This is a genomic window from Microbacterium sp. NPDC055357 (assembly GCF_053644835.1).
Map to the genome: position 1 here is coordinate 108065 of NZ_JBSHLZ010000006.1, position 25134 is coordinate 133198.

Annotated in this window: 24 protein-coding genes; 9 read left to right on the forward strand and 15 right to left on the reverse strand. The window is 69.4% G+C overall.

Annotation, left to right across the window (positions count from 1 at the left end; translation table 11 throughout):
• Positions 1-6: 6 nt before the first annotated feature.
• Complete coding sequence (locus ACWICD_RS09935; RefSeq protein ID WP_454140055.1) at positions 7-1452, reverse strand: cytochrome ubiquinol oxidase subunit I; 1446 nt, start codon at positions 1450-1452, stop codon at positions 7-9.
• A 232-nt stretch (positions 1453-1684) separates the two neighbouring features.
• On the opposite strand from ACWICD_RS09935, the gene moaA reads away from it, so the two are divergent.
• The 3 genes from moaA (at position 1685) to ACWICD_RS09950 (ending at position 6322) form a co-directional block, all read left to right on the forward strand.
• Positions 1685-3010 (forward strand): GTP 3',8-cyclase MoaA, encoded by a 1326-nt coding sequence (gene moaA / locus ACWICD_RS09940; RefSeq protein WP_454140056.1) that lies wholly within the window; start codon positions 1685-1687, stop codon positions 3008-3010.
• 76 nt (positions 3011-3086) lie between these two features.
• Positions 3087-3989 carry a formate dehydrogenase accessory sulfurtransferase FdhD gene (fdhD, locus tag ACWICD_RS09945; protein ID WP_454140057.1) on the forward strand — a complete coding sequence of 301 codons (903 nt, stop codon included), beginning with the start codon at positions 3087-3089 and terminating at the stop codon, positions 3987-3989.
• Positions 3986-6322 carry an FdhF/YdeP family oxidoreductase gene (locus ACWICD_RS09950; protein ID WP_454140058.1) on the forward strand — a complete coding sequence of 779 codons (2337 nt, stop codon included), beginning with the start codon at positions 3986-3988 and terminating at the stop codon, positions 6320-6322. The genes fdhD and ACWICD_RS09950 overlap by 4 nt, the downstream gene beginning before the upstream one ends.
• Before the next feature lie 212 nt (positions 6323-6534).
• Here ACWICD_RS09950 and ACWICD_RS09955 read toward each other — a convergent pair whose 3' ends face one another.
• From ACWICD_RS09955 to ACWICD_RS09975, 5 genes are all read right to left on the reverse strand, one after another.
• Entirely contained in the window at positions 6535-8031 is a 1497-nt protein-coding gene (locus ACWICD_RS09955; RefSeq protein WP_454140059.1) for a DUF222 domain-containing protein, read from the reverse strand.
• A 135-nt stretch (positions 8032-8166) separates the two neighbouring features.
• Positions 8167-9582 carry a plasmid pRiA4b ORF-3 family protein gene (locus ACWICD_RS09960; RefSeq protein ID WP_454140060.1) on the reverse strand — a complete coding sequence of 472 codons (1416 nt, stop codon included), beginning with the start codon at positions 9580-9582 and terminating at the stop codon, positions 8167-8169.
• 38 nt (positions 9583-9620) lie between these two features.
• Positions 9621-11216 carry an IS1096 element passenger TnpR family protein gene (locus tag ACWICD_RS09965; protein ID WP_454140061.1) on the reverse strand — a complete coding sequence of 532 codons (1596 nt, stop codon included), beginning with the start codon at positions 11214-11216 and terminating at the stop codon, positions 9621-9623.
• A gap of 98 nt (positions 11217-11314) precedes the next feature.
• A complete protein-coding gene (locus ACWICD_RS09970; RefSeq protein WP_454140062.1) occupies positions 11315-12064 on the reverse strand; it encodes a YidC/Oxa1 family membrane protein insertase in 750 nt (249 codons plus the stop codon).
• A 130-nt stretch (positions 12065-12194) separates the two neighbouring features.
• Complete coding sequence (locus tag ACWICD_RS09975; RefSeq protein WP_376125418.1) at positions 12195-12494, reverse strand: DUF6412 domain-containing protein; 300 nt, start codon at positions 12492-12494, stop codon at positions 12195-12197.
• Between the two features lie 147 nt (positions 12495-12641).
• On the opposite strand from ACWICD_RS09975, the gene ACWICD_RS09980 reads away from it, so the two are divergent.
• Positions 12642-13388 carry a sulfurtransferase gene (locus ACWICD_RS09980; RefSeq protein WP_376125420.1) on the forward strand — a complete coding sequence of 249 codons (747 nt, stop codon included), beginning with the start codon at positions 12642-12644 and terminating at the stop codon, positions 13386-13388.
• On the opposite strand, the gene ACWICD_RS09985 is transcribed toward ACWICD_RS09980, so the two are convergent.
• The 8 genes from ACWICD_RS09985 to ACWICD_RS10020 all read right to left on the reverse strand — a co-directional run bounded on the left by ACWICD_RS09985 (position 13345) and on the right by ACWICD_RS10020 (position 19014).
• A complete protein-coding gene (locus ACWICD_RS09985) occupies positions 13345-13959 on the reverse strand; it encodes a hypothetical protein (protein ID WP_376125423.1) in 615 nt (204 codons plus the stop codon). The two genes, ACWICD_RS09980 and ACWICD_RS09985, sit on opposite strands and share 44 nt — an antisense overlap.
• Entirely contained in the window at positions 13956-14783 is an 828-nt protein-coding gene (locus ACWICD_RS09990) for an endonuclease/exonuclease/phosphatase family protein (RefSeq protein WP_454140063.1), read from the reverse strand. The genes ACWICD_RS09985 and ACWICD_RS09990 overlap by 4 nt, the downstream gene beginning before the upstream one ends.
• Entirely contained in the window at positions 14780-15532 is a 753-nt protein-coding gene (locus ACWICD_RS09995) for a glycosyltransferase family A protein (RefSeq protein WP_376125615.1), read from the reverse strand. The genes ACWICD_RS09990 and ACWICD_RS09995 overlap by 4 nt, the downstream gene beginning before the upstream one ends.
• Before the next feature lie 31 nt (positions 15533-15563).
• Positions 15564-15722, reverse strand: coding sequence for a hypothetical protein (locus ACWICD_RS10000; RefSeq protein WP_454140064.1), 159 nt, complete (start codon positions 15720-15722; stop codon positions 15564-15566).
• Between the two features lie 131 nt (positions 15723-15853).
• The gene (locus ACWICD_RS10005; RefSeq protein WP_454140065.1) at positions 15854-16768 is read right to left on the reverse strand and encodes an ABC transporter substrate-binding protein; all 915 of its coding nucleotides are present in this window, start codon (positions 16766-16768) and stop codon (positions 15854-15856) included.
• Between the two features lie 22 nt (positions 16769-16790).
• Positions 16791-17507 (reverse strand): ABC transporter permease, encoded by a 717-nt coding sequence (locus ACWICD_RS10010; RefSeq protein ID WP_376125618.1) that lies wholly within the window; start codon positions 17505-17507, stop codon positions 16791-16793.
• Positions 17504-18178, reverse strand: coding sequence for an ABC transporter permease (locus tag ACWICD_RS10015; RefSeq protein ID WP_376125431.1), 675 nt, complete (start codon positions 18176-18178; stop codon positions 17504-17506). The genes ACWICD_RS10010 and ACWICD_RS10015 overlap by 4 nt, the downstream gene beginning before the upstream one ends.
• A complete protein-coding gene (locus ACWICD_RS10020; protein WP_376125434.1) occupies positions 18175-19014 on the reverse strand; it encodes an ABC transporter ATP-binding protein in 840 nt (279 codons plus the stop codon). Before ACWICD_RS10020 ends, ACWICD_RS10015 begins: the two co-directional genes overlap by 4 nt.
• A 151-nt stretch (positions 19015-19165) precedes the next feature.
• Here ACWICD_RS10020 and ACWICD_RS10025 point away from each other — a divergent pair, with 151 nt between their 5' ends.
• Positions 19166-20596, forward strand: a complete 1431-nt coding sequence (locus ACWICD_RS10025; RefSeq protein ID WP_454140066.1) for a dihydrolipoyl dehydrogenase family protein — start codon at positions 19166-19168, stop codon at positions 20594-20596.
• Here the strand turns inward: ACWICD_RS10025 and ACWICD_RS10030 are convergent.
• Positions 20581-21183, reverse strand: a complete 603-nt coding sequence (locus tag ACWICD_RS10030) for a flavodoxin family protein (protein WP_376125439.1) — start codon at positions 21181-21183, stop codon at positions 20581-20583. The two genes, ACWICD_RS10025 and ACWICD_RS10030, sit on opposite strands and share 16 nt — an antisense overlap.
• A gap of 112 nt (positions 21184-21295) precedes the next feature.
• Here ACWICD_RS10030 and ACWICD_RS10035 point away from each other — a divergent pair, with 112 nt between their 5' ends.
• From ACWICD_RS10035 to ACWICD_RS10050, 4 genes are all read left to right on the forward strand, one after another.
• Positions 21296-21958 (forward strand): DUF1345 domain-containing protein, encoded by a 663-nt coding sequence (locus ACWICD_RS10035; RefSeq protein WP_454140067.1) that lies wholly within the window; start codon positions 21296-21298, stop codon positions 21956-21958.
• A 172-nt stretch (positions 21959-22130) separates the two neighbouring features.
• Positions 22131-22733 (forward strand): GyrI-like domain-containing protein, encoded by a 603-nt coding sequence (locus ACWICD_RS10040; RefSeq protein WP_454140068.1) that lies wholly within the window; start codon positions 22131-22133, stop codon positions 22731-22733.
• Between the two features lie 103 nt (positions 22734-22836).
• Positions 22837-23400, forward strand: coding sequence for a PadR family transcriptional regulator (locus tag ACWICD_RS10045; protein ID WP_376125446.1), 564 nt, complete (start codon positions 22837-22839; stop codon positions 23398-23400).
• A 103-nt stretch (positions 23401-23503) separates the two neighbouring features.
• Positions 23504-25114: an ABC1 kinase family protein gene (locus ACWICD_RS10050; RefSeq protein ID WP_454140069.1), complete on the forward strand. Its 1611-nt coding sequence runs from the start codon at positions 23504-23506 to the stop codon at positions 25112-25114.
• Positions 25115-25134: the final 20 nt, after the last annotated feature.

A 25134-nucleotide genomic window follows, 5' to 3' on the forward strand; every position in this document is an offset into this window, starting at 1 on the left:
CAGCTCCTAGTACACCGTGGTGGGCGTGTCTTCGACTGCTGTCGGCCCGGCGGCCTCCGAGCCCGGTTCGGGAACGGGCTCGGGGCCCTTCTTGACCGTCTTCACAATCAGTCCGAACTCGACGATGGCGAGGATGAGATAGATGAGCGTGAACGAGACGAGCGACAGCAGCACGTTCCAGCCCGGCACATTCGGCGAGACGCCGTCCTCGGTCAGCATGAGGCTGAACACGATCCAGGGCTGGCGGCCCATCTCGGTGAAGATCCAGCCGACCAGGATGCCGAACAGCCCCAGCGGCGCCGACCACACGGCGATGCGCCACATCCACATGGCCGGCGGCTTCTTGGCGCCCTTGCGCGTGACCCACAGGCCGACGACGGCGACGGCGGTCGCGAGGAAGCCGAAGCCCATCATCCAGCGGAAGGACCAGTACGTGACCCACAGGATGGGGGCGAAGTTGCCGTCCAGCTGATCGGCGAACTGCGGGAAGAGCTCGGTCGTGTACTCGGCGTTGAGGTTGTTGATGCCCTCGACGCAGCCCGTGAGCGTGTGCGTCGACAGGAACGCGAGCAGGTAGGGCACGCGGATCGAGAACAGCTCGGTCTGGCCGTCGGGTGTGCCCAGCGTGAAGATCGAGAAGGATGCTTCGGCGCCGCACGCCGTGTCGAAGAGCGCCTCGGCGGCGGCCATCTTCATCGGCTGCGTGTCGACCATGACCAGGCCCAGCTGGTCGCCCGAGATCGCCGTGCCGACGAACGCGATGATCATCATCCAGGCGCCGTACTTGAGGGTCGGACGCATCATGTCCTCGTGCTGGCGGCGCATGAGGTGCCAGGCGGCGATCGCGATGATGACGCCGGCGCTGAACATGCACGCCGAGGCGATCGTGTGCGGGAACGCCGCGAGCGCGACGGGATTGAACAGGACGGCGAAGAAGTCCACCATCTCGGCTCGGCCGCCGTCTTCGGCCATCTGGTAGCCGACGGGATTCTGCATGAAGGCGTTCGCGGCGAGGATGAAGTACGCCGAGACCCAGGCGCCGGCTGCCGCGATCCAGATCGTCGCGAGGTGGATCTTGCGCGGCAGCTTGTCCCACCCGAAGATCCACAGGCCGATGAAGGTCGCCTCGAAGAAGAACGCGAGGAGACCTTCGAACGCGAGCGGTGCGCCGAACACATCGCCGACGAATCGCGAGTACGACGACCAGTTCATGCCGAACTGGAACTCCTGCACGATGCCCGTCACGACGCCCATCGCGAAGTTGATCAGGAAGATCTTGCCGAAGAACCGGGTCAGGTGCAGCCATTTGAGGTTGCCCGTGCGCACCCACGCGGTCTGGAAGATCGCCACCGTGACGGCCATGCCCAGCGTCAGGGGGACGAAGATGAAGTGGTAGAGCGTCGTCAGGCCGAACTGCCATCGCGCCAGGAGCAGAGGGTCCAGCAGATCCACGGTCGTGTTCTCCGATCGCTCGTACCGTCCATGTGGTCTGACCATGAGCATACATATGGTCTGACCACAGTGTCGGTCATCTCACCGACTCGATCGTCACCGTACACAGGAATCTCCCAGGCGGACGAGCGCCGAGCGGGAAAATGGGCACGGATCAGTCGCCCGAAGGCCCGACGATGTCATGGGCGGGCTACCCTCGGCGTATGGCGGAGCGTGTGACGGGGGTGCACGGATGACCGTCGTGCCCGTGACGATCGGCGTGCGGATGCCGCACCCCGCGGCATCCGTCGATCATGCCGTTCCCGGGACCCCGCTCGTCGACACGCACGGGCGCACGCACCGCGACCTGCGCATCTCGCTCACCGACCGCTGCTCGCTGCGCTGCACGTACTGCATGCCCGAGCAGGGGAACGAGTGGCTCGCACGGTCGAGCATCCTCAGCGTCGACGAGATCGTGCGGGTCGCGCGTGTTGCGGCGGCGGCAGGGATCTCGACGTTCCGGCTCACGGGTGGCGAGCCGCTGCTGCGCGGCGACATCGTCGAGGTCGTCGGCCGACTCGCGGCGCTGCGCACGAGCGACGGTGAACCCGTGCACATCGCGATGACGACGAACGGCATCCGGCTGCCCGAGGTCCTTCCCGCGCTGCAGGCGGCTGGTCTTGCGCGGCTGAACATCTCGCTGGACACGCTGCGCGCCGACCGGTTCCGCGAGCTCACGCGGCGTGATCGCCTCGACGACGTGCTCGCCGGCGTCGCCGCGGCGCAGCGGTCGGGGCTGCGACCGCTCAAGATCAACGCCGTCGCGATGCGCGACGTCAACGACGACGAACTCGTCGACCTCGTCGAGTTCGCGATCGCGCACGACGCGCAGATGCGCTTCATCGAGCAGATGCCACTGGATGCGGGACACACGTGGGACCGCGCGCGCATGGTGACCCGAGAGGAGATCCTCGACCGGCTCGCCGAGCGCTGGACGCTCACGCCGCTGCCCGGTCGCGGCGGCGCCCCGGCCGAACGGTGGATGCTCGACGGCTCCGCGCACTCGGTCGGTGTCATCGCGTCGGTGACGGCGCCGTTCTGCGGGGACTGCGACCGGCTGCGGCTCACCGCCGACGGACAGCTGCGCAACTGCCTGTTCTCGACGACCGAGTACGACCTCGTTCCGACCCTTCGGCAGGCTCAGGGACCGCTCGCCGAAGGCGCGGTCTCTGACCTCGTTCCGTCCCTTCGGCAGGTTCAGGGGTCGCTCGCCGAAGGCGCGGTCTCTGACCTCGTTCCGTCCCTTCGGCAGGTTCAGGGGTCGCTCGCCGAAGGCGCGGTCTCTGACCTTGACCCGACCCTTCGGCAGGTTCAGGGGCCGCTCGCCGAAGGCGCGGTCTCTGACCTCGGCCCGGTCCCTGACCTTGGCCCGGTCCCTGAGCTTGCCGAAGGGTCGTCTGCCGATGACCGCATCGACGCCATGCTGCGCGCCTGCGTGCGGGGCAAGCTCCCCGGACACGCGATCAATGATCCGTCGTTCCTGCAGCCCGCGCGCGGCATGAACGCGATCGGCGGCTGAGCCGCTCCGCGAGAATGGCACGGAAACGACATCCGTGCTCGACCACAAGCACCGCAGCCGCGGCTAGCATGGCGCCATGGGGCGGATCACTGCGCTGCGACCGGTGACGCGAATCACGGTGACCTCGGGTGAAGCGACGGTGCGTCGTCGGCCCGACACGCTCGCGGTCGAGGAGCCCCTCGAGATCCGGGTCGCCGGCACGCCGCTCGCCGTCACGATGCGTACGCCCGGCAGTGACATCGAGCTCGCCGGCGGCTTCCTCGTGTCCGAAGGTGTTCTCTCGCGTGGTGAGGAGTTCCGGTCGGCGATCCACTGCGGCGGCCCTTCAACAGGCTTAGGGGCCGACGGGGGCGGCACGGTGCGCGAGAACACCTACAACGTCCTCGATGTCACTCTGGCCCCGGGGGTCGAGCCGCCCTCGCCGGACATCGCGCGCGCCTTCTACACGACCAGCTCGTGCGGGATCTGCGGCAAGGCCTCGATCGACGCCGTCGAGACCGTCTCGTCGTACGACCTCACGAACGACCATGCGACGGTCGCGCCCGCCGATGTGGCGGGCTTTCCCGACCGGCTCCGCGAGCGGCAGGCCGTGTTCGACAAGACGGGCGGGCTGCATGCCGCCGCGCTCTTCGATGCGGCATCCGGAGATCTTCTCGTGCTCCGCGAAGACGTCGGCCGGCACAATGCCGTCGACAAGGTCATCGGGTGGGCGCTGCTCGAGGACAAGCTGCCCCTGCGCGCCACGGTGCTGCAGGTATCGGGCCGGGCGAGCTTCGAGCTCGTACAGAAGGCCGTGATGGCCGGCATCCCCATTCTCTCCGCCGTCTCGGCGCCGTCGTCGCTCGCCGTCGAGCTCGCCGTCGCGTCGGGATTGACCCTCGTGGGCTTCGTCCGCGGCAACACCATGAACGTCTACTCGCACCCCGAACGCCTCACCGACGCCCTCGCGGCGGGCGTGTCGAAAGGAGCACACGCATGAACGATCCGTTCGATCACCCGCTCGCCGAGGACTTCACCGACGCGCATCTCGAGGTGAAGGAGCCGATGGGCTACGCGGTCGGCATCGAGGCGGTCGAGAAGGCGATGGTGCCGCTCGAAGAGCGACTCGGAACGCTGCGCACGGACAAGCTGTCCCTCACGATCAATCACAAGAAGGGGTTCGACTGCCCCTCGTGCGCGTGGGCGAATCCCGACCACTCCAAGGCTCTCGAATTCTGCGAGAACGGCATCAAGAACATCGCGTGGGATGCCACGCCCGTCGTCATCGAAGACGCTTTCTGGGCCGAGAACAGCCTCACGAGCATGCTCGACAAGAGCGAGTACTGGCTGGGGATGCAGGGCCGCATCACGAAGCCCATGTACAAGGCCGCGGGCAGCGATCACTACGAGCCGATCTCGTGGCAGGACGCGCTCGACAAGCTGGCCGACAGGCTGCGCGGGCTCGAGACCCCCGACGCAGCGGTGTTCTACACCTCGGGGCGCATCATGACCGAGGCGGCGTTCCTCTTCCAGCTCTTCGCACGCGCTCTGGGAACGAACAATCTGCCCGACTGCTCGAACATGTGCCACGAGGCGACGGGGTCGGGCATGACCCCCGCGATCGGGATCGGCAAGTCGACGGTGCACTACGACGACTTCGCATGGGCGGACCTCGTGATCGTCATGGGACAGAACCCGGGCACGAACCACCCGCGCATGCTCAATGCGCTGGAGGACACCAAGACCGCCGGCGGCACCATCGTCGCCGTCAACACGCTGCCCGAGGCCTCGCTCAAGCGCTACAAGAATCCGCAGAAGGTGTCGGGCGAGCTGGGCACGGGCACCAAGATGGCCGACCAGTTCGTGCAGATCAAGATCGGCGGCGACCAGCATCTGCTGCAGGCTGTTGCCAAGCGCGTTCTCGAGGCCGAGGCGAAGGCGCCCGGCTCGGTGCTCGACCACGATTTCATCCGCACCCACTGCAACGGGTTCGACGCGTACCGCGACCACATCATGCAGGTGGATGAAGCCGAAGTGCTTGTCGCGACGGGGCTCACGAGCGCCGAGATCGATGAGCTCGCCGAACGCTACATCGCCAGCAACGGCACGATCATCACCTGGGCGCTCGGCATCACGCAGCACAAGAAGGCCGTCGCGACGATCGCCGAGATCATGAATCTGCTGCTGCTGCGCGGCAATATCGGAAAGCGCGGCGCGGGGGCATCGCCGATCCGCGGCCACAGCAATGTGCAGGGCGATCGCACGATGGGGATCTGGGAGAAGATCAGCCCCGCCTTCGCGGCGCAGCTCGAGCAGGAGTTCGACTTCGCGGTGCCGCACGCCGACGGACTCGATTCCGTCGACGCCATGAACGCGATGGAGCAGGGCGACGTAGAGGTCTTCGTCTCGCTCGCGGGCAACCTCGTCGCGGCGATGAGCGACTCCGGTCGCGCCGAGGAGGGCGTGCGCAAGGTCGGCATGACCGTTCAGGTCGCGACGAAGCTGAATCGCTCGCACGTCGTGGCGGGCGAGGAGTCGCTGCTGCTGCCCGCACTCGTGCGCGCCGAGCGCGACGTCACCGACGCGGGCCTGCAGTTCGTCACGAGCGAAGACACCGTCTGCCGCATCAACATGAGCCATGGTGAGCTCGCGCCCGTGTCCGACGACGTGCGTTCTGACGTGTGGATCCTGTGCGAGCTCGGCAAGCGCCTGTTCGCGGAATCGCATCCCGGCATCCCCTGGGCGGACTTCCAGCGGGACTACGCGCGTATTCGCGGCTCGATCTCGCGCGTCGTGCCCGGTTTCGACGACTTCGACGAGCGGATCCGCAGGGATCTCACGTTCGTTCTGCCGCACCCGCCGCGTGACTCGCGCACGTTTCCGACGGCGTCCGGAAAGGCCGAGTTCACGATCCAGGACGTCGAGCACGTCACGGCGCCCGAGGGTCGGCTCCTGATGCAGTCGATGCGCGCGCACGATCAGCACAACACGACGATCTACTCTCTGAACGACCGGTATCGCGGCATCCACAAGGGTCGCTTCGTCTTGTTCATCCACCCCGACGACCTCGCGGAGCGGGGCCTTGCCGACGGGGACACGGTCGACATCTTCAGCGAGTGGCCGGGTGAGCCCGACCGCGTGCTGCGCGGATATCGCGCGGTGTCGTATCCGACCGTCAAGGGATGCGTCGCGGCGTACTTCCCCGAGGCGAACGTCCTCGTGCCGCGCGGCGCGGTCGCCGACATCTGCAACACCCCGACGTCGAAGCAGTTCATCGTGCGGGTCGAGCGGGGCACCGATCCCGCCGAGGGTTCTCGCCCCGTCACGGTGTAGCTGCTGCCGGCTCGCGCGATCGCGGTGATGGCGTGTCCCGCGCCGATGAACTGGAGGATGTGTCCGCGCACGGTGTTGGCCTCCACCTGGCGGTGGCGCGTGAGTGAGGGAGCAGCCGGGCGCTGATGCGTCGTTGCCGGCCTGTGTCTTGCCGGCCCGTGTCGTTGCACGACTGTCGCTTCGGGGTGTGTCGGTGCGGCCTGGGTCGCCGCTCAGGCGGCACGCCAGCCCGAGCGTGTCGGCGGTGGGGGCGGATCCCACGCCCACTTCCACGAGGCCTTCGACGCGAGAATGATCGGCTCCTCGCCCACATCGGGCGGCGGATGCAGCACGAATCGCCTCTTCTCCGCGCGGCGGATTCGCCATCCGCGGTTGTGGAGGAGGAGATGGTGATAGCGACAGAGCAGGATGCCGCGGTCGATGTCTGTCCTGCCGCCGTCGGCGACGTGGTCTATGTGGTGTGATTCGCAGTAGGACGCGGGCATCGCGCACGCGGGCCACATGCACCCGCCGTCGCGAGCAGTGAGGGCGATCCGCTGGGCCGAGGTGAACAGTCGTTTCTCGTGCCCGACGTCGAGGGGATTGCCGCACGCGTCGACGGTGATCTCGGTCGAACCGTTCATGCAGAGGTTGCGGTCGATGACCGATCCCGGGAGGGCCTGGCCGCCCTCTTCGGCGTAGCCCACGGCCAGCAACCGGCCGAAGGCATCTCGTCTGCCGGCATCGACACCGGAGCCCGGGTCCTTCACGACGATCATCCGGACACCGGGTTGCCGCGCACCGAAGACGTCCTTCGCCTCCGCGAGCGATCCCGCGCGCAGGACCGCCATGAACAGGTCGTATTGAAGCTGATCGTTGGTGCGCGGGTCGTCGACGAGCTTCGCGGCAGCCGTGCGCTCTTCTTCGGTGAGGAATCGTGGCCCGCCGCGGCGCGGGCGCAGCGCGGCATCCCTCATCGCCTGCACCCACAAGCCCATCTCATCGTCGAACGTGATGCGGCCATGGTGCTGTCCGTCGCCGTCGACCCAGGTGCGGAACGACCGGTTGGAATACCGGCGTGCGTAGCGCTCTTCAGCGCCGACGGTGTCGAGCGCATCGCGCATCGCCCGCGCTCTCGTGCCGAGGTCTTCGACGGTCATGGCGCCGGCTTCGTCGATCAACTGGCACGCGGCGACGCTCCACACGTCGTTCGCGTCCGCGGACTCGTCGAGCGGCTGACCGAGACCGCGGCGGATCGCGTCATGCTGCGCGGATGTCAGCCGTCGGTCCAGAAGCGCTTCACGAAGCGGCGTATGCCACGCGACCGGTGGCGGTACGACGCCGACAGTGTCGGTCTCGGTGCTGGCACCCGACCCCGAGCCCACGGCGTCTTCAAGTAGCGACACCCCTACCCGCACCTGGCGGGTCGCATCTGCCTTCGTGCCACCGGTGATCGCCTGGATGAGGGACGCCGGAGTCGCATGGCCCTGCGTCGCGGCGAGTCCTCTGTGACCGGCCGTGCGCTGCGATCGGTGCGCGGCGACCCCGGCGACGAGCGCCTGCAGCCGTGCGACGTCGTTGGCGATGCCCGCGAGATCTTTGGCGATCTCGATCACGGAGCTGTCGCTCAACTCGAGCACAGTGCTCGGAAGATCGCCCGCCGGAGCTGTCAGCTCAGCGAACGTCGCGAGCCGGGTGAGCCGACCTTCGATGTTCGCCAAAAGATTCATGTGTATAGTGTGGCAGTGGCCACCGATATTCGAACAAAGAAGCGATGAATCTGTGGATAACCCAGCGCTGTGGAACTCAGCGCAACCTGAGCCGTCAACGCAACCCGAGTCGGAAGCGCAACCTGAGCCGGAAGCTCAGCGCAGCGCCGCACGCGCGAACGCGCGTCCGTCGTCCGTCGCAGCCGACCGGCGCCACGATCCGGTGTAGGCACCGACATCCTCGAGGACGTGGTTCGCGCGGGCGGTGAGCGCGTGGATCGTGTCGGCCGAGAAATCGTCCTCGTCGCGCGGCCTCCACCCGATCGCCCCGAGGCCGAATCCGATCGCGGCGATCGCTGCGGCCCGCGCGGAGTACGTGCCGTCGGCGATCGTCAGCAGCAACAGGGTCGAGGCATGGCGCTCCGCGTCATCGAGTCCTCGCAGAAGGCGTGACGTGACCAGCCGCCATGTGAGCTCAGGACGGGCGAGCGCCTTCTTCGCCTCGGCGCCGAGCATGAGGCGCCCCTTGTACACGCGCACGATTCCCATCCGCTGAGCGCTCGCGCGGAAGTGGCGCATGGGCCACGTGAGGTCCTCGCGGTTCGCTTCGCCGCTCCATCGGTCCCTCCAGCCGAGACGCGTCATGCCGTCCAGGACCGTGGCGGGCGGCATCCACCCAGCCTTCGTGAGCGCGAGGCCGTCGCTGCCGACGCTCTCGATGAGCCAGCGGAACGGCGCCATCATGCGTTCCACCGAGTCGGCATCCGGCGGAGTGTCGTCGAGGACGCCCGCTCGGTGCAGATGTCCACGGAGCTCGATGCGGTATGGCACAGGAAGCATCGAGGTGAGCTCGACGATCGGCGACGACTCATCGACCGAATCTGCCGTCGGCTGCGCCGGGACGAGGCCGGACATATCCGCGGCCGCCGTCCCCGCCGCTGCGGGCGCGAAGCGCAGGTTGAACTCGGCCTGCACGGCGTCCGCATCGAAGTGCGCGGGGTCGAGGGGCGTCCACGGGCCGACCGTGAGGCGCACCCAGCGAGCAGTGTCGTCGTGCTCCGGATGCGTGGGATCGCCGAGTGCGTCGAGCTTCTCGTAGAACCCGGGCACCCCGCCCGAATCCTCGAACGGTCCGCGATTCTCGCCGCGCACGAGAGCGACGGGAGGTTCGTGCGGATCCATGGCGCCGCGCTCGATGAGGTCGATGCGATGCGTCCAGCCGTCACCGAAGTCGTATTCGTAGAAGAGCGGCCCATCGAACGCGAACGCCTCGAGGATCGTCGTCGCCTCACCGGGCTCGCTGGGCGGGCCTTCCTCGAACGGGTCGGGCTCGCTCCACCGGCGCGCGGCGCGGCCGATTCGCGGAAGGCCACGACTCATCTCCATCGGATCCACGTCGGTGAACGCGTGCAGGTGCGACATGCGCCAGCCCATCGCAAGCTGGATCGCGTCGTGCAGGTCGCGCAGGCTCAGCGCCGCGTCGATGTCGAGAGTGCGCCAGATCTCAGGATCGCTGCCCTCGAGCGTGATGCGGAGTCGAGTGAAGGTCCGTGTGCGGGTCTGCTTCGTCACGTCTCGATCGTAGGTACTGCTCAACATGTTCGCGCGACTCAGAAGAGTTGGGGCTTTCCGGTCCCGTACCGGCTCTGGAGGGCCGCGCGGGCGAACTCCCGAAGCGTGGGCGGGACGAGCCAGCCGCCGTCGGCGGTCCGCGCGAGTCCGAACAGCGAGAGAAGATCGACGATGTCGCCGACCTCGCTCATGAAGGCATCCTCCCGAGCGTCTGCCCCGGCGTTCCCCCGAATCCTCGTCGCAACAGATGCCGCCGCACCGATGTCGCCTGCCACCCACTCGCGGGGTACACCGAGTTCGTACGTGGCCTCTGTTGCGAGAGCGGATGCCACGGTCCTGGCGCCGTCGCGCGACCCCTCTGCCGCAGCATCCCGGATCGCCTTCGTGACGACGGCGTGCCACGTCACACCGAGCGCATCGGAGCAGTCGCAGCGACCATCGTGGACGCCGCACTCGTACTCGTACCCGTCCTCGTCCCAGACCGCGGGCCACCGGTGCCGTGCTGCCGGCAGGGCTCGCACCGCGTGGTCGACCCCGATCTTCGGGTCGACCAGGCTCCCGTCGGCGATCGCGAGCAGGAGCAGCGCCTGTGTCGTCGAGGACGATCCGGTCAGAGAGCCGGACATCGTGGCGTGGATCAGGAGGGTCCAGAGGTCGAACGGTGAGCCTGCGGCCGCGAGGACGCTCTTCTTCGCGATGAGGCGCCCACCGCGCAGGTACAGCAGCCGCAGCCGCCGCGCCCAGGTGACGACCTGGAGCATTCTCGTTTCATCGCCGCCGAGTTCCCGGATCGCCTCCACGATGACCGACGGGTCCGCAGCGCCGTCGACGAGCGGGAGGCCGGCGGTACCGGCGTACTCGATGAGCCATCGGAAGCTTCGCAGCATCTCGTCGGCTTCGTCCGCGGTCACGACGGCGGGCAGATCGAGACCCGCCGCGACGAGATGGGCGCGCAGGCCTGGTTGCGCCGCTGCCGGAAACCTGTCGACGAGCCCCGGCAGCGGTTCTGCGCTCTCGGACCGCGTGAACAGCCCGTCGAGGGTGCGCTGGAGCGCACCGAGATCGAACTCCTCTGGATCGAAGTGCGCCCAGGGACCGACCGTCGACGCCAGGCACGCTCGCATGGCGTCGTGGTCCGGGTGGCCGGTGTCGGCGAGCACTCCGACGAGGACCTCGTGCTCGTACGGCCGGCGACAGCAAGGGAGAGGTGCGCGTCGCGCACCGTCGAGAACGCGCGCGGGAGGATCGGAAGAGGGGACGATGTCGTCGATGCCCGCTTCGATCTCGACGATCCACTCGGAGGTGCACGTGTGACCGTGGTAGATGGTGTGCGAGTCGTGCAGCACGCTGCCGATGCACGCGGTCGCCTCGTCGATGACGTTCGGATCGCGCAGATCGATCATCGTCCAGCGGTCGCCCCATCGTCGTCGCCCGCGTGACCATCCGCGGGTGTCGAGCGTGTCGGTGAAGAGGTGATGCCTGCACGGCGGTCGGTCGAAGACGGCGAGCACGATGCGATGCAGATCGGCCAGGGAGAGGTTGCGATCCACGGCGACATCACGCCGGATCTCGGGTACCGGACCGACGAGGGTCAGGCGCAGATGAGTGACATGGCGGACGGCGGATGAGCGCATGCGACGACGTTAGGGTCGCGCCCGACGCGGACGTCGCGGCCACGGCAGTTCGGTGGATGCCGCGGCCGAACACCTCGCTGGGGAGGAATCCCCGGCGCTCACGAGGCCGGGAGGGGATAGATGCGCCGCAGCACGGCCCGCTGCGCGAGCGTCCAGGTGACCGTCGTGAGCAGATACAGCCCCGCGGCGAGCGGGACGAAGAGCGCGACGATCGCGGTCACGAACTGCAGGCCGCCGACGAGCCAGCTCGGTATCGCCGGGACGGGCGATTCCGCGTCGCGCGAGGGCTGCGGCATCCGGAATACGCGTCTGGTCACCTCGCCGACGATCGCGATGAGGAGGACGAGGACGCCGAAGACGAGAGCCGTCCCGACGTCGAGCGAGCCGGACGCCGCCGTGCCGGCGAGGCTCGTGCCCAGCGGCACGCCGAGCAGCGTCTCGTCGAGAAGCGCATTCGGATGCCCGGCGATGACCGGATGCAGGAAGACGGCGTAGAGGATCCCCACGACCGGTGCCTGCGCGAGAACCGGAAGGCATCCCGCGAAGGGCGATGTGCGTTCGTCGCGGTACAGCTGCATCGTCTCGCGCTGGAGCCGCTCCGGGTTCTTCGCCCAGCGCTTGTGCAGGTCACGCAGCTTGGGCCCAAGGCGTGCGCGGGTCTGCTCGGCCTTCGCCTGCGCGATGCCGGTGGGGATGAGGATCGCGCGAACGAGGAGCGTCACGACGACGACGGCGGTCGCGGCGGCGGAGACGCCGGCGAGGGGTTCGAGCAGGGACGACAGTCCCGTGAGCCCGGAGGAGGCGAGGTCGAGGAGGGCGGCGAGGGGCGGGAATGCGAAGAGGTCCACGGGCGGTATCCGTTCTGCAGAGGTCGATCGGGGTCATCGATCGGCCATCGGCGGATGCCGCCACTGTTGGCCGATCAGGAGAGGATCGGCCGCGAGGGGATGCCGGTGCGCGGTGCGCGGGCCTCGACTGCTACGCGGCCGAGGCCGCGACCTGTGGTGCTCGTGGGCGAGGGTGCCCCGGGGCATCCGGATCGCTCTGCAGGAGCGGGGAGGAGATGTCGATCGCGCGGAGCGGATGCGGCGGAGAGGCACCGCCCGCTGCGGGGTGCGTCATCGCGACGACGGTGAGCAGCACCGCCGCCGCCGCGAGCACCGCGACGGTGAGCGCGAGGGCGCCCGTCATGCCGCCGAGGGAAGCGAGGTCGACTCCGCCCGCGAACCCCAGGACCGAGAGCAGAATCTGCACGGAGGACAGCAGCGTGTCGAACATGCGCCTCCTCCTCGTCTTGGTCTCACGCTAACAGGTGTGCGGCTTGGGCTCGCGTGGACAGGAACCCGGAGAGAGGCCGCGCCGGATCACCCGTTCTCACACCGACGACTCCCACCGCTGCGGGCGCGAACTCGTAGGCTGGAGGCCGTGGCATCCGTTCTCAACATCTCCGCGTACCTCTTCACGAGGATCGACGACGCGACGGCTCTGCGCGCACCCCTGCGTGAGCGTGCCGTCGCTGCCGGGCTCGCCGGCACGATCCTCCTCGCCGAAGAGGGGATCAACCTCTTCCTCGCTGGAGACGCGGACGCCGTGCGGGGCTTCGTCGCCGACCTGCGCGCCGATGAGCGCTTCGCCGCGCTCACGACGAAGGAGAGCTGGTCCGCCGATCAGCCGTTCCGCAGGATGCTCGTCAAGGTCAAGCGCGAGATCATCCGCATGGACCACCCCACGATCCGCCCGGAGCACGGTCGCGCCCCCGCGGTGTCCCCGCAGACGCTGCAGCGCTGGCTCGACGACGGTCACGACGACGACGGCCGGGAGGTCGTCCTGCTCGACACCCGCAACGCGTTCGAGGTCGACTACGGGACGTTCCGCGGCGCCCTGGATTGGCGCATCGAACGGTTCACGCAATTCCCGGATGCCGCTGCCCGAGCCCGCGCCGACCTCGAGGGCAAGACGGTCGTGAGCTTCTGCACGGGCGGCATCCGCTGCGAGAAGGCGGCGCTCTATCTGCGCGAGCAGGGTGTCGACGCGCGGCAGCTCGAGGGTGGCATCCTCGGCTATTTCGAGCACGTCGGCGCGGAGCACTGGGCGGGGGAGTGCTTCGTGTTCGATGAGCGGGAATCGCTCACGCCCGAGCTCGCACCCGCCCTGCAGGGTTCGCCGCGCTGAGATCGCGGTCGAGGCGCACGTACGCGAGCAGGATGCCGGCGGCCAGCGCGCCGAGACCGCCCGCGGCCATGTCGCCGATCGTGTCGACGTAGGTCACGTAGATCTCATCGGTGATGAACGCGTAGCCGGCCCACTCGACCATCTCCCACAGCGCGCTCAGCGCGAGGCCGATGACCGTGACGAGCACGATCGGCACGCGGCGCGAGAAGGCGGGGCTACGCGGCTCCGGCACGACGCGCAGCCGCGCGAGCGCGAGGTATGCCACGGCGGCCATCACCGCAGTGCAGATGGCGTGGGCGGGGATGTCCCACCATGGGACGGAGCGGTAGAGGTCGAGCACGTTGCTCCATGTCGCCAGCAGCACGGTGAGGCCGTACGTGATGTCGAACCACGCCCGCACGCCGACGAACCTCGGCAGGAGCAGTCCCGGCAGAGCGAGCGCGAGGATGCCGGCATCCGTCGCCGAGAACCAGATCGCGGCGACGACGATGCTGAGGGCGCCGGCGACGCGCACGGCGTCGGCCGCGATCTCGCCGGGAGTCCTCGGCACGCGCAGGAAGCTCTCGATCACGACATCACCCCGATGCGCACGCGGGTCTGCACGGGGAGGTGGTCCGAGGGCCAGCCGCCCTCGATGGGACGGGCGTTGATGCCCGCTGCCACGACCTGCACGTCGGGCGTCACCGCGACGATGTCGATGCGCGCGCCGCCGGAACGAGGCCGCCGGTAGTCGGCGAACGTCCCCCATGCCGGCGTCAGGCGCTCCTCGGCAGCGGGCCACGTGTCGCGCAGCGCGCCGCCCGAGAGGAGCTCGCGCACGGCCGCGGAGCCGGGCGTCGCGTTGAAATCGCCCGTCACGATCGCCGGAAGAGCGCCGCCCGCGACGATCCGACGGATGCGGTGTGCCGATCGGATCCGCGCCCAGGGTGAGAAGGGGTCGAGGTGCGTGTTGACGGCGACGAAGCACGCGCCGGTCGCGCGGTCGCGCAGCGTCGCGCGCACGAGCACGCGGGGCAGGGGCGCGCCCCACGATCGGGATCCCGCCCGCGCGGGCGTGGTCGACAAGGCCTCTTGCGAGTGCTCGAGCAGCTCGAGCCGCGTGGCGTCGTAGAAGAGGGGGCAGCCTTCGCCCCGGCCGTCCGCTCGTCGTCCGCGGCCGACGAACCGGTAGTTCGCGCCGAGCGCCGCACGGATCGCGGCCGCCTGATCGGGAAGGGCCTCTTGCGCTCCCACGAGCGTCGGCTGCTCCGCAGCGAGCAGCGCCGCCAGACGAGGCTGACGCGCCGCCCACCGGTCTGCGCGCCGCACGAGCGGAGCGTCGATCCGCCGGCGCACGTTGAACGTCATGACGTGCAGGTCGGGAGGAGCGGCGGGGCCGATGAGCGGATCGGTCATGCGGCGGCGCTCCGGGGCCGTCGAGGCCGCTGGCCGACGCCGAGACGGCGCAGCGCGAGCTTGACCCAGCGAACGGGCGGGAAGTCGGCCGGCCAGTGGACCACGACGGTGCGGGCCCCGCGCCACAGCCGCCGGGCGAAGGCGCGCCGACTCGCGAACGGCCTCATCGACATGCCCATCCCCGTGTCGCGCAGGTAGCGGATGCGGTGCCGTTCGCCGACGTGGAAGGCGAGGTCCAGATCGTCGTGCAGGTCAGGGTCGTCGCGATGCACCGATGAGCGGATGCCGCGCCACACCCTGCGCCGGAAGCCGAGGTTCGACCCGAAGAGGGGCAGGTGGCCGAGCGTCGGCGTGAGCACCGCGACGTAGGCGCCGAGGTACACCGCGGCGAGCGGAACCCGCAGCATCCGGGGGCCGTCGTCGAAGCGCGCCCCGCCGGTGATGAGGTCGACGTGCGGTCGGGCCGCGAAGGCGTCGATCATCGCTTCGACCCAGCCCTCGGTGGGGAGACAATCCGCGTCGAGTCGCAGCACGAGGTCACCCGTCGCGTGGTCGTAGCCGTGGGCGGCGGCGGCGGGGATGCCCGGTTGGATGCAGCGCACGACCTGCGCCCCCGCCGCCCGGGCGACATCAGCCGAAGCATCCGAGGAGCCGTTGTCGACGACGATGATCTCGTCCGGCCGGCGGGTCTGTGCCGCGAGTGCCCGCAGACAGCGGGCGAGTTCGCGGTCGTCGTCCTTCACGGGAATGACGACCGAGACGGTCCGCTCTCTGGCCGCCTCAGGCGCCCCCGGCGCGCGGCTGCGTCGGAAAGCCCGGCTCGTCGGGCGTGGGCGCGAGGGGCTCCTCCGGAGTCGGGGCGAGCGGCTCGTCGGGGTGCGGCGGCATGGGCTCGGGGCTCGTCGGGTCGCCGGGAGGGGGTGGGGTGGACATGCTCATGGCTGCTCCTCGGGGTACGGATCGGCGTGGCGGTCGATCCTTTCCAGAGTGGTGCCGGCACCGCCGGGCCGACAGCCCCTTGACCTCGTGCGCGGCGCCCGTTAGACCGCCGCGCACGAGGTGGACGGATCTCAGACGAGTCCCTCGGCGGCGAGCCAGTCGGCGGCGATGTCCGCGGTGGAGCGCTGATCGACGGTCGATTCGACGTTCAGTGCGACGAGGGCCTCGGGAGTGAGGGCGGCGCTCACGGCGTTGATGATGTCGGCGATCTCGTCGGCGATCTCGGCGCCCGCGACAGGCACGACGTGCGACGCGAGGAACAGCCCCTCGGGGTCTTCGAGCGTCACGAGATCCTCGGTCTCGATGCGCGGGTCGGCGCTGTACACGTTGGCCACCTGGATGTTGCCCGCAACCAGTTCGTCGACGGTCGTGTCGCCCGTCGCCTGGAACTGCACGTCGACGTCGTAGATCTCGGACAGGCCGCTCGGGCCGTACGGGCGCTCTTCGAGCTCGGGCGCCCCGCCGAGCACGAGACCCTCGACACCGGCGAGGTCGGCGATCGAGGTGAGACCGTTGTCGGCGGCGAACGCGGCCGTGACGTTGTACGAGTCCTGATCGGTCGCGGGGGACTGATCGAGAACCGTGAGGCTTTCGGGCAGCGCATCCTGCAGAGCCGCATAGACCTCGTCGGTGGCCGTCGCGGTCGCGGTGTCGTCGTAGTACTGCAGCAGGTTTCCGGTGTACTCGGGGAACAGATCGATCGAACCGCTCTCGAGCGACGGCATGTACGCGTCGCGCTGGCCGATGCTGAACTGGCGGTCGACCTCGAAGCCGGCGTTCTCGAGGGCCTGCGCGTAGATCTCTGCGATGATCTCGTTCGAGTAGTACGCCTGCGAGCCGATCACGATCGTCGACGTGTCACCGGACCCGCCGGAATCGCCCGTGTCGCCGCCGAGCGGGTCGCTCGAGGCGCAGCCGACGAACGCGACGGTGGCCAGCACAGCGCTGCCGAGGGCGAGCGCGGCGCGAGTTCGTGAAGTGAGCATGGGATTCCTCCTGTGTGGGGGCTCAGGGTGAGGGGGTGAATGCAGGTGTGCGGGGTCTCGACGCGGCGCGCACGGGCAGGGCTGTGCGCGGTACGGCGAATCGGGCGAGCAGGGCGAAGACCGCGTCGAGCACGAGCGCGAGGGCCACGACGACGAGCGAAGCGCCCAGGATCTGATCGAAGCGCTGCAGGGGGATGCCCTGCAGGATGTAGAACCCGAGACCGCCGAGGCCGATGTAGGTCGCGATCGTGACGGTCGCGACGACCTGGAGCGTCGCCGAGCGCAGACCGCCGATGAGCAGGGCGAGACCGAGGGGCACCTCGATCTTCCACAGCACCTGCCACGGCGTCATCCCCATGGCACGCCCGGCGTCGATGACGGATCTGTCGATCGCCTCGATGCCGGCATAGGCGCCCGCGAGGATCGAGGGGATCGCGAGCACGACGAACGCCACGATCGCGGCCTCGGTCTTGAACGCGACGCCGAGCACGAGCCACAGCAGCACCACGAGCCCGAGGGAGGGCAGGGCGCGTGCACCGCCGGACAGGAAGACGGCGATCTCACGCCCCCTGCCCGTGTGACCGATCGCCCAGCCGGCGGGGATCGCGATAGCCGCCGCGATGAGCACCGAGATGAAGGTGAACCCCAGGTGCTGCGCGATCGCCGTCGGAAGGGGGAGCGAGCCGGTCAGCCGGTCGGGGGAGAAGATCCACGCGAACGCGTCGAAGAAGAGGTTCATGCCGCGACCGCCCGTCCCGTCGCCATGGGCCTGACCGTCGTGCGTCGTGACCACGGCATGAGCAGGCGGCCCAGCAGCAGGAGCAGCATGTCGATGACGAGCGCGATCAGGACGACGGCGACGACCCCCGCGACGACCTCGGCGATGATGCGCCGCTGCGCGCCGTTCGTGAACAGGTAGCCGAGGTTGGTGACGCCGATCAGGATTCCGACGGTCGCGAGCGAGATCGTCGAGACCGACGTCACCCGCAGGCCCGCGAGGAACACGGGGCCGGCGAGCGGCACGTCGACCGTCCAGAACCGCCGCCAGGAGCCGAAGCCGACGGCGACCGCTGCGTTGCGTGTGATCGGATCGACCGACGCCAGCCCGTCGGCCACCGAGCGCGTCATTATTGCGACGGCATAGATCGTGAGGGCGACGACGAGGTTGATCTCGGACAGCATGGGTACGCCGAAGACGGCGGCCAGAACCGCGAACAGGGCGAACGAGGGGATGGTGTACAGCAGCGACACCGCCGTGAGCACGGCGCCCCGCAGGCGCGAGTAGCGGAACGCCGCCCACCCGAGCGGGAGCGACAGGATGCTGCCGGCGACGATCGCGATGACGCTCTGCCGCAGGTGGTCGATCGTCAGCCGTCCGATGAGGTCGAGGTTGTCGATCACCCAGTTCACGGCGGGTCCTCTGCGGAGGGGTCATCGACGAGGACGCCCTGCGTGCGCCCCGCGCCGTCGACGAGCACGATGCCGCGCGGTGTGCGCTTGGCGCGCAGGGCACGGGCGCCGCGCTCGACGCCGATGAAGTCGGCGACGAAGTCGCTCGCGGGGTTCTCGATGATCTCGCTCGGGCTGCCCTGCTGCGCGATCCGGGCTCCTTTCTCGAGGATCACGACCTGATCGCCCAGCAGGAACGCCTCGTCGATGTCGTGCGTCACGAAGACGATCGTCTTGTCGAGTTCGCGCTGCAGCCGGGACGTCTCGCTCTGCAGCTCGCGACGCACGATCGGGTCGACCGCGCCGAACGGCTCGTCCATCAGCAGGATGTTGGGGTCGACCGCGAGAGCGCGCGCGACGCCGACGCGCTGCTGCTGACCGCCGGACAGCTGACTCGGGTAGCGCTCGGCGAGGGCGCGGTCGAGGCCGACCACGTCCATCAGCTCGAGGGCCCGTTCGTGCGCGCGCCGACGGCGCACGCCGGTCAGCACGGGGACCGTCGCGATGTTGTCGAGGACCGAGAAATGGGGCAGCAGGCCCGCGTTCTGCAGGACATAGCCGATTCCGCGGCGCAGGGTGACGGCATCCCTGTCTCTGATCGGCTCGTCGTCGATCGTGATCTCACCGCTCGTGGGCTCGACGAGGCGGTTGATCATGCGCAGCAGGGTCGTCTTGCCGCACCCCGACGAGCCGACGAGCACGGTCGTGCGGTGCGCGGGGATCACGAGACTGAAATCGTCGACGGCGAGCGTGCCGTCGGCGAACCGTTTCGTGACGGAGCGGAACTCGATCGCCATGGGGTCCTTTCGGCCGGTTCCAGAAAACCACACGCCTCGGACATCGCGTGGTACCGGGCGCGGGGTTGACGCGATGCGCTCCGTGTGCTGGGCGATCGCGGCGCCTGTCAAGACCTCGCCCCTGTCGGTGACGGGGGCTACCGTGGCGGCCATGCGAACAAGCGAATACGACCTCGTCGTGATCGGGGCAGGGCCCGTCGGTGAGAACGTCGCCGATCGAGCCGCGCAAGGAGGACTGTCGGTGGCGATCGTCGAGCGCGAGCTCGTCGGCGGGGAGTGCTCGTACTGGGCGTGCATGCCGTCCAAGGCCCTCCTGCGCGCCGGCAGCGCGCTGCGCGCGGCGCGCGATGTCGACGGCGCGCGGCAGGCCGTGTCGGGCTCCGTCGACGTCCCGGGCGTGCTTCGCCGGCGCGACGAGATGGCGAGTCACTGGGACGACGCGTCGCAGGTCGAATGGCTCCAGAGCGCCGGGATCGACCTCGTGCGCGGGCACGGTCGGCTGGGCGGCGAGCGCGAGGTGATCGTGACGGATGCCGCGGGCGAGAGCACGACGCTCGTCGCTCGGCACGCCGTCGCCGTCTGCACGGGCTCGGCGGCGCTGCTTCCCGACATCCCGGGGCTCGCCGATGCGGCGCCCTGGACGAGCCGGGAGGCGACGGCCGTCCGCGACGTGCCGACGTCGCTCGCGATCCTCGGCGGGGGAGTCGTCGGGGCCGAGATGGCGACGGCCTTCGCGTCGCTCGGGTGCGCCGTCACGCTCGTCGCCCGATCCGGGCTGCTCGGCGCGTGGGAGCCGTTCGTCGGCGAGACGGTGCAGAAGGCACTCGAGGACGCGGGGGTCGACGTGCGCACGCAGGTCGAGCTCGAGCGCGTCGCCCGCGTCGGCGACGACGTCGTGTTGACGCTGTCCGACGGCGCCGAAGTGCGGGCGGCGGAGATCCTCGTCGCCACGGGCCGCGTGCCGCGCACCGACGACATCGGCCTCGAGACGGTCGGCCTCGAGCCCGGCGAATGGATCAAGGTCGACGACACGATGCGGGTCGTCGACCGCGACGGGCTCTATGCCGTCGGCGACGTCACCCACCGCGCGCTCCTCACCCACCAGGGCAAGTACCAGGCGCGCGCGGCGGGCGACGCGATCGCGGCGCGGTCCCGCGGCGAGACGCTCGATGACGACCCGTGGGGGCGCCACGTCGCGACGGCCGACCACTCGGCCGTGCCCCAGGTCGTCTTCGCCGACCCCGAGGTCGCATCGGTCGGCCACACCGAGGCCTCCGCGATCGAGGCGGGTCTGCGCATCCGGGTGCTCGATGAGGACCTCGCGGCGATCGCGGGCGCGACGGCGCACGCCGACCACTTCGCGGGGCACGCGCGGGTGATCGTCGATCTCGATCGCGGAACGATCGTCGGCGCGACCTTCACGGGACCCGACATCGCCGAGCTGCTGCATGCCGCGACGATCGCGGTCGTCGGCGAGGTTCCCCTCGACCGTCTGTGGCATGCCGTGCCGGCGTTCCCGACCGTGAGCGAAGTGTGGTTGCGCTGGCTCGAGCAGTACGGGCGGCCTCAGCCGGCAGGGTAGGGGCGTTCCTTCAGCAGCGTCGCGAGGTGCGCCGCGTTGCGCGCGGCGTCCGCGGTCGTCTGCGCGACCTTCTCGGGCGTCTCGGCGAGATCCTTGTAGTCCGTCGTGTGCATCGCCTCGCCGTTCCAGTACACGCCGCCGAGCGGCGGGATCGTGAAGCTCAGGTCGGCCAGCGCCTGGTGCGCGTCGGCCATGATGGCGTGCGCGCCGTCCTCATTGCCGAGCACGACCGTGAGCGCGACCTTGTCCGAGAGGATCGGGCGGCCCTGCGCGTCGGTCTCGGACAGCTCGGCGTCCAGGCGCTCCAGCACGCGCTGCGCGACGCTCGACATGTGCCCCATCCAGGTGGGCGTGGTGAACACGAGGATGTCGGCAGCGAGCACCTTCTCGCGGATGCGCGGCCACTCGTCACCTTCCCCCATGTCCTTGTCGACCCCCGGCGCCACGGAGAAGTCCACGACACGCAGCTGTTCGCCGTGCACGTCGTGCCCCGCGAGCGCATCGAGCATCTGCTGGGCGAGCAGGTCGCAGCTCGAGGCTGCGGGGGAGGGTTTGAGAGTGCAGTTGAGCGCGAGGGCGCGAAGCATGGTGCATCCTTCCTGTCTGCCTGGCACGCTACGGGTGCGATCGGCGTCGGTCCCAGGGCTTGACACGCCGCCGTGCACGCGGCATCCGACGTCGCGGCGATAGCGTGGTCGCGTGTCGAAAGGGGTGCGCGTGGTCGGAGGCGTGATCGTCCGTGTCGTCGATCTCATCGTGCAGCTGGCGCTCATCGCCATCGGGGTGCTTCTCATCGAGCCGAGCGACGACGGGCTCACGGTCGTTCTGCTCCTGCTGTGGTGTCTGCTCGGGACGGCGTACTGGGCCGCCTCGGCCATCGCGGTCGGGATCAGCGTGCGGCTCAGGCCGGCGGCATCCGATCGGTTCCGCCGGCTGGAACTGCACCCGGTCGTCGCGGCGATCTCGACCACGGCGACGTTCCTCACGAGTGTCGTGGGTCTCGTCGCCGTCGCGACGATCCTGCTGCTGCGCAACGACCCCGAATGGGCCGGGTGGGTCGAGCCGGTGGCCGTCTGGGCGATGCTCGTCTCGTGGGCGCTGTTCCACTGGGGGTTCGCGCGCATCTACGACCGCCGGTACCGACGTGCCGCCGATCCGCCGCTCGTGTTCCCGGGCACGCCGTCTCCGCGCCTGGTCGACTTCGTGTACTTCTCGTTCACGAACGCGACCGCCTTCTCGGTCTCGGACGTGCAGGTGACCTCGAGCCGCATGCGCTGGACGGTCGTCTGGCACACGACGCTGAGCTTCTTCCTCAACGCGCTCATCATCGTCCTCGCCTTCAGCACGATCATCAACGCCTGACCTTTGACCGCGAGACTGCAACGGCGCGCCGAGACAGCGGGTGACACCCGCAGTCTCGGCACGCACGTGCAGTCTCGCGGTCAGGGGTAGGGCGGGCGAGGGGGCGGGCGGGAGGGCGGCGCGACCCCCCGGTCTGGCGCCGCGGGCCGGCATCGGCCACGATGGCGAGAGCATGAAGATCGACCTGAAGAAGACGGTGCCCACCTACTCGGCGCGCGCGGGCGCGTTCGCGATCATCGAGGTGCCCCCGATGTCGTACCTCATGATCGACGGGGAGGGCGACCCGAACAGCGCACCCGAATACGCGGATGCCGTCCGCTCGATCTACAGCGTCGCCTACAAGCTGAAGTTCCTCAGCAAACGCGAACTCGATCGCGATTACGTCGTGCCACCGCTCGAGGCCCTGTGGTGGGCCGACGACATGGACAGCTTCACCGCGACGCGCGACAAGTCGCGGTGGCACTGGACCCTGCTGAACCTCGTGCCCGACTGGGTGGAGCCCGGCCTCGTCGATCGGGCCCGCGATGCCGCCGACGCGCCCCTCGGTGAGCGGCTGCGTTTCGCCGTGCTCGATGAGGGGCTGTGTGTCCAGACGCTGCACGTCGGCTCGTACGACGACGAGTCTCCCGTCCTCGCCGCGATGCACGACGAGTTCATCCCCGACGAAGGCCTGCGGATGACAGGCCGCCACCACGAGATCTATCTCAGCGACCCGCGTCGCGTCGCCCCCGCCAAGCTGCGGACCATCCTGCGCCAGCCCGTCGAGCGCTCCTGAGTCTTTGCCATGGATGCCACCGTGCGATGACCGAATCGACGGGCATCCGATGTTCAGCGATATATCGTCATGTATCGGTAGGGCAATCGCGAGGAGGAGTGTCATGAGCGGATCATTCATGGGCGACGGGGTCGGCGGTCGCGGACGAGGTCAGGGCTGGCCGACGGCCGGCATCTGGGAGGCGATGGAGCAGCTGCGCGGTGCTTTCGAGCAGAAGGCGGGCCCGCGGATGGGCCGCGGCGACGTCCGCGCGGCGGTTCTGGCGTTGCTCGCCGAGCAGCCGATGCACGGCTACCAGATCATTCAGGAGATCAGCGAGCGCAGCGGTGGAACGTGGAAGCCGAGTCCGGGCTCGGTGTATCCGACCCTGCAGCTGCTCACCGACGAGGGCCTCGTGAGCGCCGAGGAGTCCAGCGGCCGCAAGACCTATTCGCTCACCGAGGAGGGCCGAGAGGCCGCGGATGCCGCGGGTGAGCGCACGGCGCCGTGGGAGACCCCCGGCGCTGCGGACAGCGCACGGATCATGGCGCTGCCGAAGGCGGGCATCGAGCTCGCGCAGGTGACCGCCCAGGTGGGGCGGACCGGATCGTCCGAGCAGGTGCAGCAGGCGGTCGCCGTGCTCGACGAGGCGCGCCGCAAGCTCTACGCCATCCTCGCTCAGGACTGACCGGATGCGGCTCGGCACGTCGGCTCCGGGGAGGCTCGATGACCGCCGCCGGTGATCTGCGTTCGCGGCGGGGAGGATCCTGCGGTTCGCGGCGCGCTACCTCGTGCAGACGTGGTGGTTCGAGCTGCTGCTTCCCCGGGTGGGGCTCGGCAGGATCGCGGAACGCACGCGCGCCGCGCGCATGACACGCATCGCACAGCGGTTCCACGTGCTGGCGGTCGAGCTCGGCGGCCTCATGATCAAGGTCGGGCAGTTCATGTCGTCGCGCCTGGACGTGCTGCCGCCGGAGATCACGAAGGTGCTCGAAGGACTGCAGGACGAGGTTCCCGCCGTGCCGTTCCCGGCGATCCGCGCGCTCGCCGAGGCGGAGCTGGGCGTGTCGCTCGGCACGGCTTTCGCGTTCGTGGACGAGGTTCCGCTCGCGGCCGCATCCCTCGGGCAGGCCCATCGCGCCGTGCTCTCGGACGCGGATGCCGCCCAAGCGGGGATCCGCGACGTCGTCGTGAAGGTCCAGCGCCCCGGCATCGACCAGGTGGTCGACGTCGACCTGACCGCGCTGCGGCGCGTCGCGCAGTGGCTGAGCCGTGTGCGCGTCGTGGCGAACCGCGTGGATGCGCCCGCCCTCGTGGAGGAGTTCGCGCACACGAGCCTCGAGGAGATCGACTACGTCCACGAGGCCGCCGGCGCGGAGCGGTTCGCGAACGACTTCTCGGGCGACGATCGTGTGAGCTCGCCCGAGATCGTGTGGGAGCGCACGACGCGGCGCGTGCTGACTCTTGAGGACGTCACGGCGATCAAGGTCAACGACGTCGCTGCGCTTCGGGCGGCGGGAATCGACCCGGCCGAGGTGGCGGCCGAGTTCGCGGCCGTGATGTTCGACCAGCTCTTCGTCAACGGGTACTTCCACGCCGATCCGCATCCCGGCAACGTCTTCGTCACGCCGACGCCTGAGGGGAGGCGTTCGTGGTGCTTCACCTTCATCGATTTCGGAATGATGGGCGAGGTTCCCCAGGATCTGCGCCGGGGCCTCCGTCGGATCCTCGTCGCAGCCGCGTCACGGGACGGAGCGGGTCTGGTCGATGGGATCCGCGACGTGGGGGTGCTTCTGCCGACGGCCGACACCGCAGAGCTCGAACGGGCGATGACCAAGCTCTTCGCGCGTTTCGGCGGGATGGGCTTCGCACAGCTGCAAGAGGTCGACCCTCGCGAATTCCGCGAGTTCGCCACCGAATTCGGTGATGTCGTGCGCTCGCTGCCGTTCCAGCTGCCCGAGAATTTCCTGCTCATCATCCGAGCGATGTCCCTCACATCGGGCATGTGCAGCTCGCTCGATCCCGCCTTCAACATCTGGGATGCCGTCGAGCCCTACGCTGCCCGGATCGTCCGCGACGAGAGCGGCAACGTCGTGCAGGCGTTCGCCCAAGAAGCCGTGTCGACGCTGTCGGTGGCGGCAGGGCTCCCGCGCCGCCTGGACGCGCTCACGACGCGGCTCGAGAGCGGCAGGCTCACCGTCGACACCTCGAAACTCGAGCAGCGCCTCCGTCGCATCGAGAAAGTCGGGCGACGGGCCGTCTCGGCGATCCTGTTCGTGGGACTGCTGATCGGCGGCGCGATCCTGCTCCCGGTCGTCCCGGTGGTCGGCACCGTGCTGATGGTGGCGTCCGCGTTGCCGCTGCTGCACGCCCTGCTCGCGGGCGTGACCGACCGGCGCTGACCGGCACCGCCGGCGGCGGG